We start from the raw sequence: 18,501 nt of genomic DNA, 5'->3' as shown, positions 1-18,501 counted from the left end.
TTATTTTTGTTCATCCATTTCATCTGTGGTTAACAAACCCTATTTCTTCCCCGGCACCTGCTTAATCAACCAGTTCACTAAATCATTCGTAGCTTTAAAGTTTTCAAACTCAGCAGGCAATTTTCGGCCGTCAATGTATTCATTATAAAACCACGGATCGCCCACCGCGAAAACTGTTCCTTTGCCATATTTTGCGATGGCCACAATCACATCGCCTTTATCAGTTAAGGCAGAAACAGCCGGACTTTTAACTTGAATAGTTGATATTTCTTTGATATAGATTTTTTTGGCGGTCTTGAAAATAGCATTACCATCTGGGATTTTAATTGCCCCTTGTTCGAAATTCGTACCCTGAACTTTATTACGGCTATCTTCGTTAAAATGGATGCCGAAGGTTTCGGGAAGTAAATTGAATTTTGAAATTTCGCAATTGCCTGCATCGTTTAGGAGCAACAACAAAATGCCACCAGCCTTCACCCAGGCTGCAATTTGCTTCGCATGCTCAGCATCCATATAGTTAGGATTGGCCGTTTCTTTTTCAGTATCCGGATCTACAATAATGTAAATATTTGTTCTTTTTAGATTTACTGTTGTTGGTGCAGTTTTAAGTGTAGTGGTTTTCACGCCCGCATCGTCAAAAACTTTTCCAAATAAAGAAAATCCATTGTTATCGTCTTCTTCCCATAAATAATGAAACGGAATTTTATCTCCTGTTGGGCCAACCATATATTCATTGTTAAAGAAATTATCGACGGTAACAGTTAAACCTTTCCCGGGTTTTGGTAACTGATCTGTTTCCATTTCAGCAGCAGCACAGATAAATGCGCCTACGCCTTTCGGATCGTTGGTGATTACCTTTTCACTAATATAATAATCGAAGCTTCCATCGCGGTATTTAGGCTTTCCACCCAACCCGGATACAGAAACTGTTTTGGTAAGGTTTACTCTTTCATCGCCTGCTTTCTCGATAAATTCTTTCTTCAAGCCGGCATAGCCTTTATTTGCCGCAGCCATAAAAGATGGCGCCAGCCAACTTTTACGTACGCCTTTGGCCAAGCCATATACAAACATGCTGGAAGCCGAACTTTCCAGGTAATTTCCTTTACGGGCAGGCATATCTAAAATATCGAACCAAACACCCGATTTCGAGTCCTGATATTTTACAACAGCAGTTGCTGTACGGTTTAAAATAGCGATTAACTCTTTTCGCTCTGGGTGATCGGTCGGAAAGTTATCCAGCACATCTACCAAAGCCATGATGTACCATCCCATTGCCCTGGCCCAGAAATTTGGCGAACGCCCTGTTTTTTTATCGGCCCAACGTTCTGCTCTGCTTTCATCGTAACCGTGATAAAGTAATCCCGTTTTAGCATCGCGGACATTTTTCTCCATCAGAATAAATTGTTTGGCAATGTCGTCAAAAGCAGCATCCTTCTTCATCAGCCTGGCATACTCTGCATAAAAAGGTTCGCCCATATACAAACCATCCAGCCACATCTGGTTTGGATAAATTTTCTTATGCCAAAAACCACCTTCCTTAGTACGTGGCTGTTTCTGCAATTGATCATATAATTTATTTGCTGCCAGCAGGTATTTTTGCTGTCCGGTAACTTTATATAAGAGTAGTAACGAGCGACCATTTTTAATGTTATCGATATTAAAATCATCCGGTTTGTAAGTGGCAATATTGCCCTCTTTATCCAGGTAAGCATCCATCGAACTTTGGATATACTTAAAATATTGTCCGTTGCCGGTATTGCGCCAAACGGCAGCAGCGCCTTCCAAAACAACCCCCATGTCGTAAGTCCATTTGGGGCCTTTAGCACCTTTTAGCAGCGTTGTATCCTGAAACAGTTTTTCCATCGCAGTTAAAGTTAACTGTTCAGATAACTTTTTTTGGGCAAACCCACGATGTGTTAAAATAGAAAAACCAATAAATGCAACTATTGTATATAAGATTGATTGTTTCATCATGTTGTTATTTTGAAATTTCCAGTGCTTTTTTAGCTACGCCTGTACCTAAAATGACAGCTGTTTTAGCTTTAGAAACATCCGTTGCAACAATTTTTACAGCTTTGGTTTTTTCGCCGGAAACGTCAAAAAGCAATTTGCTGTTATCAGGGTACTTTAAGCTGCTGATATTAATATTTGATCCATTCTGGATCATCACCACCGGATCGGTATTTTCGGCAATGATGTTGATATTTTTCAGAAAAATTCCGGTAGCCTCAATAATTTCGATACCTTTTTTGGCTTTAATGGTTACATTTTCCAAATGGATATCTTTAATATTCATTTCTGGTAACCCCCTAAAAAATATTGCCTTTTCGGCACCATTGGCCACTATATCTTTAATGTAAAAGTTTCTGAACTGCGGAGTAGCTTCGGTAACAGGAACGGTAATGGTTTTAATGGCTTCCCGTTTTTCGCCCGCCAAAGGAACCGGATCAACCGCCGCATAATACATATCGAACAAAATCGCCTCACCAGGAATATCGATCATGTTGATGTTATTGATATAGATATTTTCGACCACACCGCCACGGCCTCGGGTAGTTTTAAAACGTAAGCCAATATCAGTACCGATAAAAGAACAGTCGTACACCCAGATATTTCTTGCCCCACCGCTCATCTCGCTACCGATTACAAAACCGCCATGTGCGTGGTAAACCATATTGTTTCTGACGATTACATTTTCGGTAGGAATACCCCGCTTACGGCCTGCTTCATCACGACCAGATTTAATGCAGATCCCGTCATCTCCCACATCGAAGGTGCTGCTTTCAATCAACACGTTTTTGCATGACTCTACATCAACACCATCGCCATTTTGTGCAAACCAGGGGTTTTTTACCTGCAAATTTCTTAAGGTGAGGTCTTCGCAAAGCAAAGGGTGTAAATTCCACGCCGGCGAATTCTGAAAGGTAACACCTTCTAAAAGTATTCTTTTACAGCCCGTCAACACCAATAAATTCGGACGAAGAAAATCTTTGATATCATCATAGTCTGCGGCAGTTTTGCCCGCTTCAATTACACCGGCATTTTTGGTATTCGAGCCTTTAAGGGTTTTTTCAGATGGGTACCATATCTTTCCGTCGGCTTTAACGATGCCTCCGGATGCTACGAGATTCTTCCACTGTGTTTCAGTAAGTTTATCTCTTTTAACCATACGCCAGGCGCCCCCATTCCCATCGATAATCCCTGTCCCGGTAATGGCAATGTTTTCGAGGTTCATGCCTGAAATCGGGCTTTGGTTCCGCCACGCCGGCTGCCCTTCCCAATTTCCCTGTACCAGTTTGTATTGATTAAAATCTGCCGTAAACTGAAGGATGGCATCGCGTTTAAGGTGCAGATTTACATTGCTTTTTAATTCGATAGGACCGGTTAACCATACACCCGAAGGGATTAATACCACACCTCCACCTTTTTGGCTAACACTGGCAATGGTTTTATTAATGCTTTCGGTATTTAAGTTAATTCCATCACCCTTTGCCCCGAAATTAACAATGCTCGTCGTATCTTCTTTAAATTTAACCTGCTGAATAACAGGTAAGCTTTGCTTTTGTTGAGCCCCAGCAGTTGCAGAAGATAAAATTAAGCATGCGAGAACTACTTTTATACGGCATAAACCACCCGAAATATGCTTCATTATTTGTGCTGTTAAATTATACTTGGTTATTGTAATAACAAGTGTACGTTGTTTACAGCTAAAACAGAAGAGAAATCTATGCAATCGTTGCCGGAAAAATAAGCAAAATCAATGCAGTAAACAGGGGGTTAAACACAGAATATCAGTTGCTTATACTTTTATTTCGCTTCCGGATTCCAACCATGGAAAACGTTTTCTAAAATATAGGTCTTATATTCTTCATCTGTTAACTGGTGCGACCATTTTACCCTGCTTTTAGAATCAGCTCCTCTTCCAGTGCTTTTATACTCAGCAAAATAAGCTGTTTTCTCATTGCTCTCTTTATCCCAGTTATTCCATCCTTCATGACGGATCAAATCAGGCAGTTCGCAATTAAGATAGGCCACTTTGGCATAAGGCCTCCATGGGCGCCCTAAGTAAAAACTATTGACTGGGGCATCACCCTTGATTTTACATTTGTTGAGAATATAACCAAATTTTGTGGTATCAGGAGTTGAGGCAGCCGTAATATAACCTGCTTTTTTGCAGAAAATGGTGCAGCTTTCGAACCAGGCCGTTGAGGCTCCGAAAATGAAATCAACCGTACCTTCAATATAGCAGTTTTTATAGTACTGGCGGTTGTTCGCCCCGTAAGTGTAAAGTGTATCCTGAAAGCCCAGAAATCTGCAGTTGGTAAAAATTAATTTATCGCCACCCGCCCAAACGGCTACAGCTTGCCCTACAGGGCCTGACGAATTTTCGAAAGTAATGTTCTCTGCAGAAAAGTTTTCGCCATAAATGTAAAAGCTTGATGAACCAGATGTACCTTTTTCTTCGCCAAAAATATTTTTTTTCCGGGCGTAGTCATCATAAGTTAAAATGGTTTCAGTTAAACTTTCGCCAATAAATTTCACATTTCTTTTAGAAGCAGCCAATATTAATTTTTCTTTATAAATGCCTTTTTTGATTAAGATTATAGTTGTTTTATTTCTAAAATCAGGCACCGCGTTGATAGCCTGCTGTACGGTTTTAAAATTTCCGCTTCCATCTGCAGCCACTATAAAATCGGGTTTAACATCAGCGGCATTTGCAACAAACGAAAATGCGAGCAACAAGAATAAGGTGATGGCTTTCATATCAAATTCGGTTAGACTAAAACTAAAACCGGCCACGTAAGAGGATAAACTTCATTACGCAGCCGTATTCTAAAAATATATGATGCGCAATTTTAACCATTAAAATTTACCGGAATGAGTTTTTTCCGAAATTAAACTTTGCAAACGATGTCGGGAACGATTGCATAGTATCAGGCTATCAAAAAGCTTATTTTTATATAATCTAATAAAATATCATCATTCCGACGGTAATTTATTGAACAAAAATCAATATGAGTAATGCTTTTTCTTTACCACCGGTCTTGCCTCGGCTCGCCGCCGCCGAAGGGACCGGCGAATAAGATAAGAGAGCTATAATTCTTCAGAACTTTCTGGCAGGCGATCATACTCACCTTTCCATGCATAAAAGCCGAAAATCATTAAACCCAAACTAATCGGGAGGAAAATAAACAGGATAATTGCCCACTGTAATATCGCATTGGTCCGTTCGATATCGCTATGCGTTAATCCAATCTTATCTATCGCCTGGATAAACAAAAAAGTCATCATTAATGGTCCTAAAACCATCCAAACCAGGCCTAAAAATTTCTTTAACGTATTCATCTTATTTAGTCGTTAATTTTTTCGTCTCTTTTATTTGATAAATAGATTGCGCCAATAACCAGACTTAGTGTCGCTACCCCAATCGGATACCAAAGGCCGGATAAGGGTGTTGAGCCTGAAAAACTTGCAATTAATGTGGCAATAAATGGCACCAGTCCGCCAAAAACACCATTGCCGATGTGATAAGGCAGTGACATAGAAGTATACCTGATTTTGGTAGGGAATAATTCGACCAGGAAAGCTGCAATTGGCCCATAAACCATGGTGACTAACAAAATCTGGAAAAAGATCAATCCAACAAATTTCCAGAACATTGGTGTGGGCAAAACTTTATCTTTTATGATTTCTTTGCCTAGAAGAATCCCTTTTGTTGCAGAAACGGTATCTGTTTGCACCCTGTTAAAAGCGCCTCCATTTTTAAGGCTAACTTTAGTAGAAACTGTTCGTAAACTATCGGTTGAGCTTTCCATTAAAACAGTAGTTACCGGAGCCGGTGTAACAGATAAAATGTCGGCCTGTTCAATTTTACTGTAATCGGTATCATCTAAAAAGATCTGATAAATTGGGCGGTAAAAAAGAATACCCAAAAGCATACCGCTTAACATGATCCATTTCCGGCCTACTTTATCACTCCATGCACCAAAAACCACAAAAAACGGCGTAGCAAAAGCAATTCCCCAGAGTAAAATGTATCGCGAATCGTTGAAATCCAGTTTACAGGTATTTTCCAAAAATGATTGTGCATAAAATTGACCCGTATACCAGATTACGCCTTGCCCCATAGTAGCGCCAAACAGTGCCAGGAGTACCATTTTAAAATTCGCTTTGTTGTTAAAACTCTCTTTCAAAGGATTTTTAGATATATTTCCTTCCGCTTTCAGTTTAGAAAAGAGTGGCGACTCGTGCATTTTCATGCGGATATAAATCGATACCACAACCAGTACAATTGATAAAAGGAAAGGGATTCTCCAACCCCAGTTTCCAAACGTTTCGGCACCTAGGATATTTTTTGTGATCACAATAATCCCTAACGAAAGGAATAATCCTAGTGTAGCGGTAGTCTGGATCCAGCTGGTAAAAAAGCCGCGTTTGTTTTTTGGCGCATGCTCTGCTACATAGGTAGCGGCACCACCATATTCGCCACCCAAAGCCAAACCCTGAATTAACCTTAATATCAGAACCAAAATTGGTGCAGCATAGCCAACGCTTTTGTATGATGGGATTAAACCGATAAAAAATGTCGATCCACCCATCAGTACCAACGTGAGCAGAAAAGTATACTTACGGCCAATTAAATCACCAAGCCTGCCAAAAACCAGCGCGCCAAACGGCCGAACAATAAAGCCCGCTGCAAAAATAGCCAGGGTGTTGATCAAAGCTGATGCACCTGCATCTTCCGGAAACAGCTGGTGACCAATGATCACCGCAAGGCTGCCAAAAATGTAAAAATCGTACCATTCAATCAAGGTACCCAGAGAGGATGCACCGATTACTTTAAAAATATTGTTCTGGGGTAAATTGTCGCTCATAAATGGTCAGAAATATTTGGTTTTCCAAGATAAACATTTGAATGACAATTGGCAACCTGTACCATCTCTCATTTAATTTGTTACATGATCAAACATTTTGGCTTTAGTTTTGTAATTTCATCCGTAACTCATTCATTTTCCATCATATTATATGCTGTTAATACAAAATATCAGATTAAGTAGAATTTTAAGAAATACATGGCACATTGATCTGATCATGATTGCGTCTTGTACCGCAGCTTATTTTATACGCGCTTATTTAATTGCGCATCACTTTTCGATTCCATCCATTATTCCAACGGTTTTGGGTACAGCCATTGCTTTTTTTATCGGTTTTAATAATAACCAGGCTTACGATAGATGGTGGGAAGCCCGAAAGGTATGGGGTGCTTTGGTAAATGATTCACGCTCCTATGCAAGGGCTTTGATTAATTATGTTGACGGTGATGAAGAAAGCGTAAAACGAATGGTTTACAGGCATATTGCCTTTTTATATGCTTTAAAAGCAAGTTTGAGGGGGGCGGTAGATGAAATTTACACCAAATATTTAGACGAGGCAGATTTACAGGAAATAAAAAGACATAACAATAAGCACAATGCCCTTTTAAGTATCCAATCGAGAGATTTGCAAAAGTTATCAAAATCAAATGCAATTGATGGATTCCGTTTTATCGAAATAAATGAAATGCTTACCCGGTTTTCGGATTCAATGGGTATGAGTGAACGGATAAAAAACACCATTTTTCCTACTACTTATTCTTACCTGACAAAGGTATTTATCTGGCTGTTTGTGGTTACATTTACCTTGGTCATCAGTCAGGATGCAGGGCCAGCAGCCATATTTTTAGGCTGGTTAATCGGTTTCGTATTTGTATCTACCCAGATTAATGGAATGAGCCTCGTTAACCCCTTCGAAAATAATTCGGCAGGTGTTCCGCTAAATCAAATTACCAGAACGATCGAGATCAATCTGTTGCAAATGCTTGAAGAAGAAGATATTCCGGAGCCTGTTAAACCAATCAATGACGAATACGTTCTTTAATTTAAGTCTTTCTTAAATCATTTCTGTTAATCGTTTAACACCGCTTTCAGTTTTTCTTCAAAAAGAGTCGATTTAGCTTTAAATTGCGGATCAGAAAAGGAAATGTTGGCTGTGGCATAAATAATTTTGCCATCTTTTCCAACCAATACATTCGATGGAAAACCATGATTAATATTTAGTTTTCTGATCTCATCTTTACTTAACGATACAATTTCGTATCTGTAGTCGTTCCGTTTTTGAAATCGTTTGGCACTGGATGGGCGATCATGGGTAATGCCGATAAACCGGACTGCTTTTTTACCATATTTATCCACCAGTTTATTTAACTCGGGCATTTCGGCTATACAAGGTGGGCATTTCTCAAACCAGAAGTTGATTACTACCACCTGGTTTTTTAGATCTATATTGGAGAATGGCTTTTTATTGATTGTTATACCATTAAAAGCGGGTAAATTATTACCAATCAAATCTTCGAAAAAAGTTTCCTGCGTAGCCCATCTGACCGGGGCGTCCTGAGCCAGCGTGGTAAAAGAAAAGATATTTAACAGAATGATCAGATAAATTTTCATCAGCAATAAATATAAAAAAAGTCCGGCCATTACGGCAGGACTTCAGGATTTGTTTGGTTTAGAAAATCTTATTTAAAGGTAATGGAGCCATATTCAGATCTGATTGACACGTTTGCAACCCCGCCGCCACCTATTTTTCCCGCATATTTTTTGGTTTCATCATCTTTACTCACCAAACTTGATGTTATGTTTGAACCATATTTAAAGCCTGCATAAGATGTCGAAACATTGAAATTACCATTATAACGGTCTGCGAAGCCCAATCCAACGCTTGCATATTCACCTCCGAAAGTGAAATTTTTACAGGCTGGAGTAATTTCATTTACATTTAAGCGGTTGTAATCCATTTTGATATTTGCATCACCATTCAACGTACCTAAAGTAACGTTAGAATATTCTGCATTGACTGCAATTTTTCCTGCTGATGCAATATTTAAGTCGCCATAAGCTTGTTTAATTACCGCATTGCCTTTAACCGTATTGATGTTAACTTTGGCATATTCGGCATTCAAGAGCAAGTTGCCGCCTATAGTGCCAACCGTTAAGCCTTTGCCATATTCTACTTTGATATCTGCAGATTTTCGGATGGTATTGATGTTTACGGCTACATATTCAGCAACGAGTTCTAAAGTGCCCACAGCACCGATAGTGACAGGTCCGTTATATTCGTGCCTAATTACGGCAGCATTTAAATCCTGAATATCGCATTTTCCGTACTGAACATTAATATAGTTGTTGGCATTACTCAAGTTGCCTGCTACAAGATTGCCATATTCCACTTTCAATGAGGTTGGTCCGGCGAAATTGCCCATTTCAACATTTCCATATTGTTGTAGCACAGTCAAAGGATTTACTGCCGGCATAAATACCGTATAATTCACCTTTACTTCCCTTCGCCACGTGGTTACGCCATTTTTTATTCCGCGCCCATAACGTCCGTTTCTGTCGCCCATGCTGGTTTTAAATGAAACCATATCACCATTTTTTGTGGCATCGATACTCACACCATCAATTAATTTCTGTACATCACTGTCTGAGTTAGCATAGGCTTTAATATCTACATCTACCCGCACCTCTTTTTTATCCCAGGTTTTAATTACGATAGATCCGAATTGGTTATTTAAATTCACCTTATCGTTTCTATCTACATTAAAACTCTTACTAAATGATTTTGATCGTTCGGCATCGCCCCCGGTTTCCTGATACTTTGTTGTATTCACCATTGCTACCATCGATGATCTTTCGGCGTTTTCTACAAATACTTTTTCCGAAGATTCATTTACCATCACTCCTTGCGCATTGGTTTTTACGGCGATTAGAGCCAAAAAGGCTAAAAATATTTTTATTGTTTTCATGTTGTTAAATATTAAACATCTATACGCCTAAAACCTGCCGGCTGGCCATAAGCTTTCAATGTAGTGAGCGCTCCTTTCTGAGTATCAGGTATCAAGTCGCGTGAATCAGGTATCAAGTTCCGTGAATCAAGTATCAAGACCGATATTGATATCAAAGTTGTTTATTCTATTTTTAAATCTGGTTAACTCTTTTATAATCGTCAACCTGGTTAATAATCAACAATTGTTGTTTTAATAGCTGTAACTGTATTTCGCGGTTTTTTACCATAGCCTTTACCACAAAAGTCTGGTTGGGTGAGGTTGGCAACTCTGCTTTTAATTTTTCGTAATCTTCATCGAGTTTTCTTAAATCAGCTGTAAATTTTTTATAAAGTTCTGGATTCGCAGAGGCAAAAATGGCCAGGCTATCTCTCTTTTCGGAAATCAAACCAGTAAAATGAATCTCTTTTTTGGCATATGAGGCACTAACGTCGGCTATCTCTAAATCTTTGTTTTGTAATCTTCCTGCGTATAACCAGGCTAAACCGAAAACGACCACTATAGCTGCCGCTGCACTCATCCATAAATACAGTTTTACCGGCTTTTTTTTCTTTTTGTTATCTAAACCCTGTTCAATTTTTGCCCAAAGTTCTGCCGATGGCTCCATGATATCGAAAGCTTTCCGGTTTTCTTTTACAAATGTTTCTAATCTATTGTTCATCTCTCATCCCTTTCGTTTCTAAAATACTTTTTAACTTCTTTTTAGCCCTCATGTACTGCGTACGGCTTGTATTTTCGCTTATTTTTAAAATGTGTGCAATCTCCTCATGGTCGTAACCCTCCAAAAGGTATAAACTCAATACTACCCTGTAACCGTCTGGCAACTGGGTAATGGCCTGTCTTATCTCTTCGGCCTTTAATTGCATTTCACTATAATCAAAACTATCTTCATCAGGCACTTCCGATATTTCATCCGTACTTACAAATTCCATCTTGCGCTTACGCAGGTAATTAATGGACTTGTTGATCACGATCTGCTTTAACCAAAGCCCGAAAGTTGTTTCCTGCCTAAAATCTACAATTCTGGTAAACGCATCTAAAAATGCTTCCTGTAAAACATCTTCTGCCTCCTCCTCATAATTTAAAATGCGCAGCGCCACATTATACATGGCCTTTGCGTACAGCTTGTATAATTCAAACTGTGCTGCGCGACTGCCCTGCATGCATTTTTTTACGAGTTCGAGGTTTTTATCGATGTATACGGCTTCCAAAATTTCGAATATTCTGATAATAAGACATCAGTGATTTTAAAACGTTGCATCAAGGTAGAAAAAATTTCAAAATATCCTAATTTCATATTAATACTGGGGAAATATTTGAAAAACAGTATATTTAAATTATCTCAGGTAAGATATTTTCACTTCTGAATCGGCAATAAATTCAGCATGACGAACACATATAAATTAGACTCTTTTAAAGCACTATTTCAATAGATGACTATTGATTTCAGGTTTTTGGAAATGAGGGGTTCTGTGCCTTTGGCATTTTCAGTCCTGCTCTCCCTCCAGCCAATTTGAAGGAAATTGGCGTCCGTCCGATCAGGTTTATTTAACCTAAGCATGTGCTAGAAACGCAAATCTTTAAATAACGTTTAAAATAGCTATTGTAAACAAACCTTCGTTTGTAAACCCGACAGCAGCGGATAGCCCGGAATGGAGAGCAACGAAATGAGGACTATAAGCGTATGGCGGGACTACAGCACCGATGAAATGCTGCCTTTCATTTCCAAAAAGTTAAAATGATTAATAAGTATCAGGAAATGCGTGGTTCTGCACTTTTGGCCATTTTAGTCCCGCTTTTGGTACGAGTTCCGGTGAAGGACCGGAAGCTCCTCCCGACAATCGGGTTTGTTTAACCCGGGTCAGTGCCTGGAAAACAAACCCTTGTTAGTAAATCCGACAGCAGCGGATAGCCCGGAATGGAGAGCAACGAAATGAGGACTATAAGCGTATGGCGGGACTACAGCACTGATGAAATGCTGCCTTTCATTTCCAAAAAAAGAAAGAACATCTTATTATTGATGAGAAATGAGTGATGCTGCACTTTAACATTTGTTGAAAATCAGCTTCGAAATCATCATAAATTTGAAATCCCTGATCCAAACCCTTAACTTCATGTTATGGAAACCGACTTAATCATTTCAGTAATAAACGAAATACACAAAAAAGCAGATCAGGCTTTAGAAAATAAAGATTTTACCGCATATACAGCAATATTTACTGACGATTTGAGTTTTACACCTTTTGAAAAACCGGCGATAAATAAGCGTGATTTTACCATCGATTTAAAGAAATATCTCAGCGGGGCCAAAACCATACAAACCAGCCATTACAGGATTAAATCTTCAGTTGAGCATGAGATTTTTACCGAAAAAATCGCGCGTAAATCGGTCATTATAAAACCAAACCTTCTTATTTTTTCAAAAAAACAGACTGTACAAACGGAAGAAGTTTATCATTGGAAAAATGTTAGGGGAGAATGGAAGGTAACTGCCCTGGAAATTGTGCTGGAAGAAAAATATTAAAACATAAAACGATCATTGATTTATTAAAGTCAATATAAACAACAGCTATTTTTTGTAAAACTGCCAGCGATCGGTTTAGGCATCCCGATCCAATAATTATCAGATGAGATGATTTGTTTCTAAGCATAACTATGCAAAAACTCATGAGTACTTGCAATGTGGTATCTTAAGATCAGCTTCGCTGAGCACTGCGTGGTTTCGACGGCGCGGGAATGACGACTAATCGTGATTTGAAGAAATTGTCCCATCATTTTTCTTTGTGATCTTTGTGCTTTTGCGATCAAAAATCGACAAATGGTTTATCGTAAAATTTCCTTAAATCTTCTATCCTAAACTTTAAAACAAAATCGGTATTTTTGCCGCTCATTTTAGATTATATATATGTTAAGAACAGTAACTTGTGGTGCATTAAACCTAAATAACTTAGGCGAAAGTGTTACGCTATGTGGTTGGGTACAAAAATCAAGAGATTTAGGCGGTATGACTTTTATCGACATCCGTGATCGTTATGGCATTACTCAGTTGGTTTTTAACATGGACGATAATCGTGAGCTTTGTGAAACTGCACGCACTTTAGGTCGTGAATTTGTAATCAAAGCGGTTGGTACTGTTGTAGAAAGAAGCAACAAGAACCCGAAAATGGCTACCGGCGATGTAGAAATTAAAGTTACTGCTTTAGAGATTTTAAACGCGGCGAAATTACCTCCATTCATGATCGATGATGAAACAGATGGTGGTGATGAGTTGCGTATGAAATACCGTTATCTGGATCTACGCCGCAACCCGGTACGTAATAACCTCGTTTTACGTCATAAAATGGCACAATCGGTTCGCCGTTATTTAGATGGCTTAGATTTTATTGAGGTGGAAACGCCTGTATTAATCAAATCGACACCTGAGGGAGCAAGAGATTTTGTGGTGCCCAGCCGCATGAACGAAGGTGAGTTTTATGCCTTGCCTCAATCGCCACAAACTTTTAAACAATTGTTAATGGTTTCGGGTTTCGACCGTTATTTTCAAATTGTAAAATGTTTCAGGGATGAAGATTTAAGGGCGGACCGTCAGCCGGAATTTACGCAGATCGATTGCGAAATGTCGTTCATTGAACAGGAAGATATCTTAAATACTTTTGAAGGCTTGATCCGTACTTTATTTAAAGAAGTACGTAACTACGATTTACCGGAAGTACCCCGTATGCAATATGCAGATGCCATGCGTTTGTATGGTTCTGATAAACCGGATACCCGTTTTGCCATGCAGTTTGTAGAACTTAACCACCTGGTTAAAGGTAAGGGCTTTCCTGTTTTCGATAACGCTGACTTAGTGGTAGGTATTAATGCTAAAGGTGCAGCAGGCTATACACGCAAGCAACTGGATGAATTAACAGATTTCATCAAACGCCCGCAAATTGGCGCCACAGGCTTGATTTATGCGCGTCATAATGATGATGGAACTATAAAATCATCTGTTGATAAATTCTTCAATGAGGAAGATCTTAAACAATGGAGTGAGGCTTTCACAACAGAAAAAGGCGACTTATTATTGATCTTGGCCGGTTCTACCGATAAAGTACGTAAACAGTTAAATGAACTTCGCTTAGAAATGGGTAACCGTTTAGGTTTACGCGATAAAAATACGTTCTCTGCCCTTTGGGTATTGGATTTTCCGCTTTTAGAGTGGGATGAAGAAACAGAACGCTACCATGCCATGCACCACCCGTTCACCTCGCCAAAACCTGAAGATATTGCTTTATTGGATACCAATCCGGGTGAAGTACGCGCCAATGCATACGATTTGGTCATTAACGGAACGGAAGTAGGCGGCGGATCTATCCGTATCCACGATCGGGAATTGCAAGCCTTAATGTTTAAACATCTAGGTTTCAGCGCAGAAGAAGCACAAAAGCAATTCGGTTTCTTAATGGATGCATTCGAATTTGGCGCACCTCCTCATGGCGGTATTGCCTTTGGTTTCGATCGCTTAACCTCAATTTTTGCTGGTTTGGATTCTATTCGTGATGTAATTGCCTTCCCTAAAAACAATTCGGGCAGAGATGTGATGATTGATAGTCCAAGTACTATTGACGAAAAACAATTGAAAGAACTGAAGATAAAGACGGATTTGTAAAATCAATCCGACATGTACAATTTTTTACGAGTATAAGTAGGACCTTCAATTGTCTCGTATCAGCCCCACTGTCAGCATCTTTTTTAAATCAGATCTTGTCGTGATCAAAGTAAATAATATATTAAAAAGCCTCAGGATTTAAAAAATCTAGAGGCTTTCTTTAATTAAGGCCATTGACATTTTGCTCAATAATAAACAAATGGCAACTGAACCAATGAACTAATAAGTTTCACTATCAGGTGGAATCCCATAGTCAATAAACTTTTTGTCTTTTTTCTCTTTCTTTTTACCGAACCAGCCTTTAACAGAATTAAAAATTGCGGATAAATGTTCTGCATCAAGCGATTTACCAACCTTACCAGATATGAATCCCACAGCTGCCTTAGTTAAAAAACCAGCACCCCTGAACAGGGTTTTATTCATCACCATAGGTAAAAGCAATGACATGGCTGTACCGCTGATATTTAATTTCTCATCTGCTTTGAACAAGTTATTAGGCGTTGCATATTTCTTTATTAATGCACTAAGCGTAAATTGTTTAAAGAAAGTTTTAGTATCTGTTTTAAGCATATTCTGCTTAAGTGTATACTCAACCTTAAGTTCTAATTTTCTGGCCTGCAAGTCTTCCAGGTTACGGATGTCTTTATAACTTCTCATCTTCCTCCTTATCTGCAAGTTTATCAAAATATTTCCTGATCGCTATATTGATAATGGCTTTCTCAATGTATTTATCTTTCGTTAAATAAACAATAACGGCCAGTAGAATATAGAATAGGGAAACACAGCCAAAACCTCCTGCATAACTGCCCAGAAGGTCGGATACGTATAGTGCCAATGTTACAGAACCAAATAAAAAGGCCAAAATAAAGCAAACAATAACAGTGGTACTGGTTACCAGATCAGCAAAAATTTTCGACGCTTTTTCTACAATATAAAGTCTGGTATACTCTACCCTGGCATCTAAAAAGCCTTTGGCGTCATCTATCAGATCTTCAATACTTTTATCTTTATTCTCTTGCATAGTTCAGATGAGATTTAGCCGGGCACAGACCCGGCTATGCAATATTTATTTATTATGCGTGCTCTACGTCGTCGCTATATTCTTCTTCTACACTTCTCAATTTAGTTTTAATCGAGTCAACTACTTTATCTTTGAGGCTAGCCAGATTATTAATTTCATCTGCTGCTTTATCTTTGATAGAGTCGCCAAGATCTTTTAACGATTGGCTAAGTTTATCACGGGTTTCATCACCTTTATCTGGTGCGAATAAAATTCCAAGGGCTGCACCGGCAGCTAAACCAGCTAAAAGCGCAACTACAACTTTTGAGTTATCATTCATAATCAATTTATTTTAAGGGTTTAACAATCATGTACAATATAACACTACTACATTATTTATTGTTAAGCTATATTATAACTCGCCATGCTCGTTATTTGTTTTAATTCTTTCCAATCTTTCTGAGGCAAGCGTGCTGGTTTCGTAAATCTTAACCAGCAATATAAAATAAGATAACAACAACGGACCGAAAACAAGTCCCAGTATTCCAAATAAAGGGATACCAATAATTACGCCAATTACAGTTATGATGGGATGAATGTTACCAACTTTTTTTGCGATGATAAATCTCAATACATTATCAATATTGATGATGACAACAAAACCAAAGATAAGCATGGCCCAGCCCGCAAAATTATTGCCGTTTGCAATCTGCAAAACTGCAGCCGGCACAAAAACAACAGGTGGCCCTAAAACAGGTACAAAAGAGATAAACGTGGTAATCACACCCCAGAACATCGGATCTTTATAACCCAAAACATAAAAAGAAAGGCTTACGAGCGAACCTTGTACAAGACAGATTAATCCTTGTCCCAATACATTCGCATAGGTAGTATTCCTCATTTCATCGCCGAATCGAAGTGCATTCTGCTCCCTGAGTGGCGCATACTTAATGAGCGAGAATTCAAATCTTTCCCGCTCGATCAGCATAAAGTAGAGTAAAAAGTACATTACTAATAAACTTAATACGATATTTACTGCACTGGATAGCAAAGAGGGAAAAAGATCGGTGGCCCAATTGCCTAAACGGTTTAATCCATCCTGGATAAGATCCTGATTAATTTTAACGGGAATAAGATGCTGCAATTTAATCAGTAAATTCCTGAAAAAAACCTCATTGTTCCTCAGTTCAGAAATTTTACTGATTACCATGGTGCTTAATGCATAAAAAGGCATCACAATAAGTATAACGGAGATGGCAATAAGGAATATAGCGGTTACTCTTTTATTCCATCCCTTATTTTCAGCCAAATGAATATAGGCAGGCCTCATGATCGTATATAATACCAAAGTACTTAAAATAGCACTAAAGATACTTTGCAGGGAATACGCAATTAACAACCCAAGCGCAATAATAATAACCAGATTGATGTTATTACGTTGCTTATAAGAAAATACTGACATTTTTAGACAATAAGGTTATCCTTTAAATGCTAAAATAGCCGGTTTTGTTTTCCTGATTTAAAATTTATGTTTTCTTGTCGGCATCAATAAATTTGATTTTATTGTAAAGTGTTTTTCTGTCGATATTTAAAATTTTTGCGGCCTTGGTTTTGTTAAAATTCACCGCTTTTAGCACTTCCAAAATAGCATTATATTCAGCTTCTTTAGCTGCATGCCTCAAATTAAGTGATTGATTGTGATTTAACGTGAGCGGCAAAAGGATAGCTTTTCTTTCATTCGGTTTCTTCCGATAATCAGTCATGCCAAATTCAAATGGTAAGACATGGGTTTTTATCCAATCATCGTCAGTTAATAAAGCGATGCGCCTGATTACATTTTTCAGTTCGCGTACGTTACCAGGCCAGTGGTAGGCCAATAAACATTCCTTCACATCATCAGAAAAGCCTTTGATTTTTTTATTCAATTCTATGTTTACCCTGGCCAAAAAATGCTCTGCAAAAATCAGGATATCCTGGTCACGATCTTTTAATGCAGGCACGTGTATCGAAAATTCATTAAAACGGTGATATAAATCTTCCCTGAACGCACCTTTCTGAATCGCTTCCATTAAATTTTCATTGGTAGCTACAATAAGCCGCACATCCAGATCAATCTCTTTTGTACTTCCAATCCGCTTTATTTTACGTTCCTGTACTGCCCTGAGCAATGTTGCCTGGATCTCGTACGACAGATTACCGATCTCATCAAGGAACAATGTACCACCATTAGCCTGTTCAAAGTGGCCGATTTTAACGAAGGCTGCTCCGGTAAATGCTCCTTTTTCATGTCCGAAAAATTCACTGGCGGCCAAATCTTTGGTTAAAGATCCGCAATCCATAGCAACGAATGGCTGCTCGCAACGAGAACTATTCAGGTGTATGGTTTTGGCAACACATTCTTTTCCTGTTCCACTTTTACCCGTCAAAATAACGGTATAAGCTGTTGGTGCAATGAGCTGAATTTGTTTGAGCAATAACATTGAAGCATCGCTCTCCCCATTTATATACTCCGGGCAATTGAGCAGATCGGCGCTAATATGGCTATCAGCGTTTTTCAAATCTGTAGATTGAAGTTGGCCCTGTGTTTCCAAGGCTTTATTGATGGTATTTAAAATCTCATCCGGATAAAGGGGCTTCACAATATAATCAAAAGCCCCCAACTTGATCAGTTCTACAGCGAGCTTGATATCCGAATAACCTGTGATAATGATGACAATGGTGTTGGGATAATTCTTTTTAATGTAAATTAAAATCTCTTTGCCGTTTGTATCACCTAAACGGTAATCACATAATACCAAATCAAACCGCTCCTTTTCAAGCGCTTGCAAAACCTTTTTACCACTTGCTACATTTGAAACTTCAAATCCTTTTTTAGTTAAAAAATTGGAGAGCAATAAGCCGATGCTAATTTCATCGTCAACAATGAGTATCTTCTTTTTCATGAGTAGCGTTATGATCATCAAAACCCAT

General features: G+C 38.6%; 17 protein-coding genes. 3 read left to right on the top strand and 14 right to left on the bottom strand.

The window, feature by feature from the left end:
• Positions 1-39: 39 nt before the first annotated feature.
• The 5 genes from QZ738_RS02960 to QZ738_RS02940 all read right to left on the bottom strand — a co-directional run bounded on the left by QZ738_RS02960 (position 40) and on the right by QZ738_RS02940 (position 6,875).
• Positions 40-1,974: a glycoside hydrolase family 88 protein gene (locus tag QZ738_RS02960; RefSeq protein ID WP_367268556.1), complete on the bottom strand. Its 1,935-nt coding sequence runs from the start codon at positions 1,972-1,974 to the stop codon at positions 40-42.
• A 4-nt stretch (positions 1,975-1,978) separates the two neighbouring features.
• Positions 1,979-3,649 carry a glycoside hydrolase family 28 protein gene (locus tag QZ738_RS02955; protein ID WP_293784302.1) on the bottom strand — a complete coding sequence of 557 codons (1,671 nt, stop codon included), beginning with the start codon at positions 3,647-3,649 and terminating at the stop codon, positions 1,979-1,981.
• A 158-nt stretch (positions 3,650-3,807) separates the two neighbouring features.
• Positions 3,808-4,764, bottom strand: coding sequence for a pectinesterase family protein (locus QZ738_RS02950; RefSeq protein WP_293784300.1), 957 nt, complete (start codon positions 4,762-4,764; stop codon positions 3,808-3,810).
• Positions 4,765-5,094: 330 nt separating this feature from the next.
• Positions 5,095-5,346 carry a DUF6814 family protein gene (locus QZ738_RS02945; protein WP_293784298.1) on the bottom strand — a complete coding sequence of 84 codons (252 nt, stop codon included), beginning with the start codon at positions 5,344-5,346 and terminating at the stop codon, positions 5,095-5,097.
• Positions 5,347-5,351: 5 nt separating this feature from the next.
• Complete coding sequence (locus QZ738_RS02940; protein ID WP_293784296.1) at positions 5,352-6,875, bottom strand: MFS transporter; 1,524 nt, start codon at positions 6,873-6,875, stop codon at positions 5,352-5,354.
• Between the two features lie 151 nt (positions 6,876-7,026).
• Between QZ738_RS02940 and QZ738_RS02935 the strand changes: the two genes are divergently transcribed.
• Complete coding sequence (locus QZ738_RS02935; RefSeq protein ID WP_293784293.1) at positions 7,027-7,917, top strand: bestrophin family protein; 891 nt, start codon at positions 7,027-7,029, stop codon at positions 7,915-7,917.
• A 26-nt stretch (positions 7,918-7,943) separates the two neighbouring features.
• Here QZ738_RS02935 and QZ738_RS02930 read toward each other — a convergent pair whose 3' ends face one another.
• The 4 genes from QZ738_RS02930 to QZ738_RS02915 all read right to left on the bottom strand — a co-directional run bounded on the left by QZ738_RS02930 (position 7,944) and on the right by QZ738_RS02915 (position 11,091).
• The gene (locus tag QZ738_RS02930; protein ID WP_293784290.1) at positions 7,944-8,486 is read right to left on the bottom strand and encodes a TlpA disulfide reductase family protein; all 543 of its coding nucleotides are present in this window, start codon (positions 8,484-8,486) and stop codon (positions 7,944-7,946) included.
• A 68-nt stretch (positions 8,487-8,554) separates the two neighbouring features.
• Positions 8,555-9,841: a hypothetical protein gene (locus QZ738_RS02925; RefSeq protein ID WP_293784288.1), complete on the bottom strand. Its 1,287-nt coding sequence runs from the start codon at positions 9,839-9,841 to the stop codon at positions 8,555-8,557.
• 172 nt (positions 9,842-10,013) lie between these two features.
• Complete coding sequence (locus QZ738_RS02920) at positions 10,014-10,541, bottom strand: hypothetical protein (protein WP_293784286.1); 528 nt, start codon at positions 10,539-10,541, stop codon at positions 10,014-10,016.
• Entirely contained in the window at positions 10,531-11,091 is a 561-nt protein-coding gene (locus tag QZ738_RS02915) for an RNA polymerase sigma factor (protein WP_293784284.1), read from the bottom strand. The genes QZ738_RS02920 and QZ738_RS02915 overlap by 11 nt, the downstream gene beginning before the upstream one ends.
• Before the next feature lie 908 nt (positions 11,092-11,999).
• Here QZ738_RS02915 and QZ738_RS02910 point away from each other — a divergent pair.
• Together QZ738_RS02910 and aspS are read left to right on the top strand one after the other, a co-directional pair.
• The gene (locus tag QZ738_RS02910) at positions 12,000-12,404 is read left to right on the top strand and encodes a hypothetical protein (RefSeq protein ID WP_293784282.1); all 405 of its coding nucleotides are present in this window, start codon (positions 12,000-12,002) and stop codon (positions 12,402-12,404) included.
• A 381-nt stretch (positions 12,405-12,785) separates the two neighbouring features.
• On the top strand, positions 12,786-14,531 hold the full coding sequence (gene aspS, locus QZ738_RS02905; RefSeq protein ID WP_293784280.1) for an aspartate--tRNA ligase: 1,746 nt from the start codon (positions 12,786-12,788) through the stop codon (positions 14,529-14,531).
• A 219-nt stretch (positions 14,532-14,750) separates the two neighbouring features.
• Here the strand turns inward: aspS and QZ738_RS02900 are convergent, their stop codons facing one another.
• The 5 genes from QZ738_RS02900 to QZ738_RS02880 form a co-directional block, all read right to left on the bottom strand.
• The gene (locus QZ738_RS02900) at positions 14,751-15,188 is read right to left on the bottom strand and encodes a hypothetical protein (RefSeq protein ID WP_293784278.1); all 438 of its coding nucleotides are present in this window, start codon (positions 15,186-15,188) and stop codon (positions 14,751-14,753) included.
• Positions 15,175-15,552, bottom strand: coding sequence for a hypothetical protein (locus QZ738_RS02895; RefSeq protein ID WP_090981047.1), 378 nt, complete (start codon positions 15,550-15,552; stop codon positions 15,175-15,177). The genes QZ738_RS02900 and QZ738_RS02895 overlap by 14 nt, the downstream gene beginning before the upstream one ends.
• 52 nt (positions 15,553-15,604) lie before the next feature.
• Complete coding sequence (locus tag QZ738_RS02890; RefSeq protein WP_047800161.1) at positions 15,605-15,871, bottom strand: YtxH domain-containing protein; 267 nt, start codon at positions 15,869-15,871, stop codon at positions 15,605-15,607.
• Between the two features lie 72 nt (positions 15,872-15,943).
• Positions 15,944-16,993, bottom strand: a complete 1,050-nt coding sequence (locus QZ738_RS02885) for an AI-2E family transporter (RefSeq protein WP_293784276.1) — start codon at positions 16,991-16,993, stop codon at positions 15,944-15,946.
• Positions 16,994-17,057: 64 nt separating this feature from the next.
• Positions 17,058-18,473 carry a sigma-54 dependent transcriptional regulator gene (locus QZ738_RS02880; protein WP_293784274.1) on the bottom strand — a complete coding sequence of 472 codons (1,416 nt, stop codon included), beginning with the start codon at positions 18,471-18,473 and terminating at the stop codon, positions 17,058-17,060.
• Between the last annotated feature and the right edge of the window lie 28 nt (positions 18,474-18,501).

This window comes from uncultured Pedobacter sp. (genome assembly GCF_913776295.1).
GTDB lineage: Bacteria > Bacteroidota > Bacteroidia > Sphingobacteriales > Sphingobacteriaceae > Pedobacter.
This window is presented reverse-complemented; position numbering and strand designations above follow the sequence as displayed.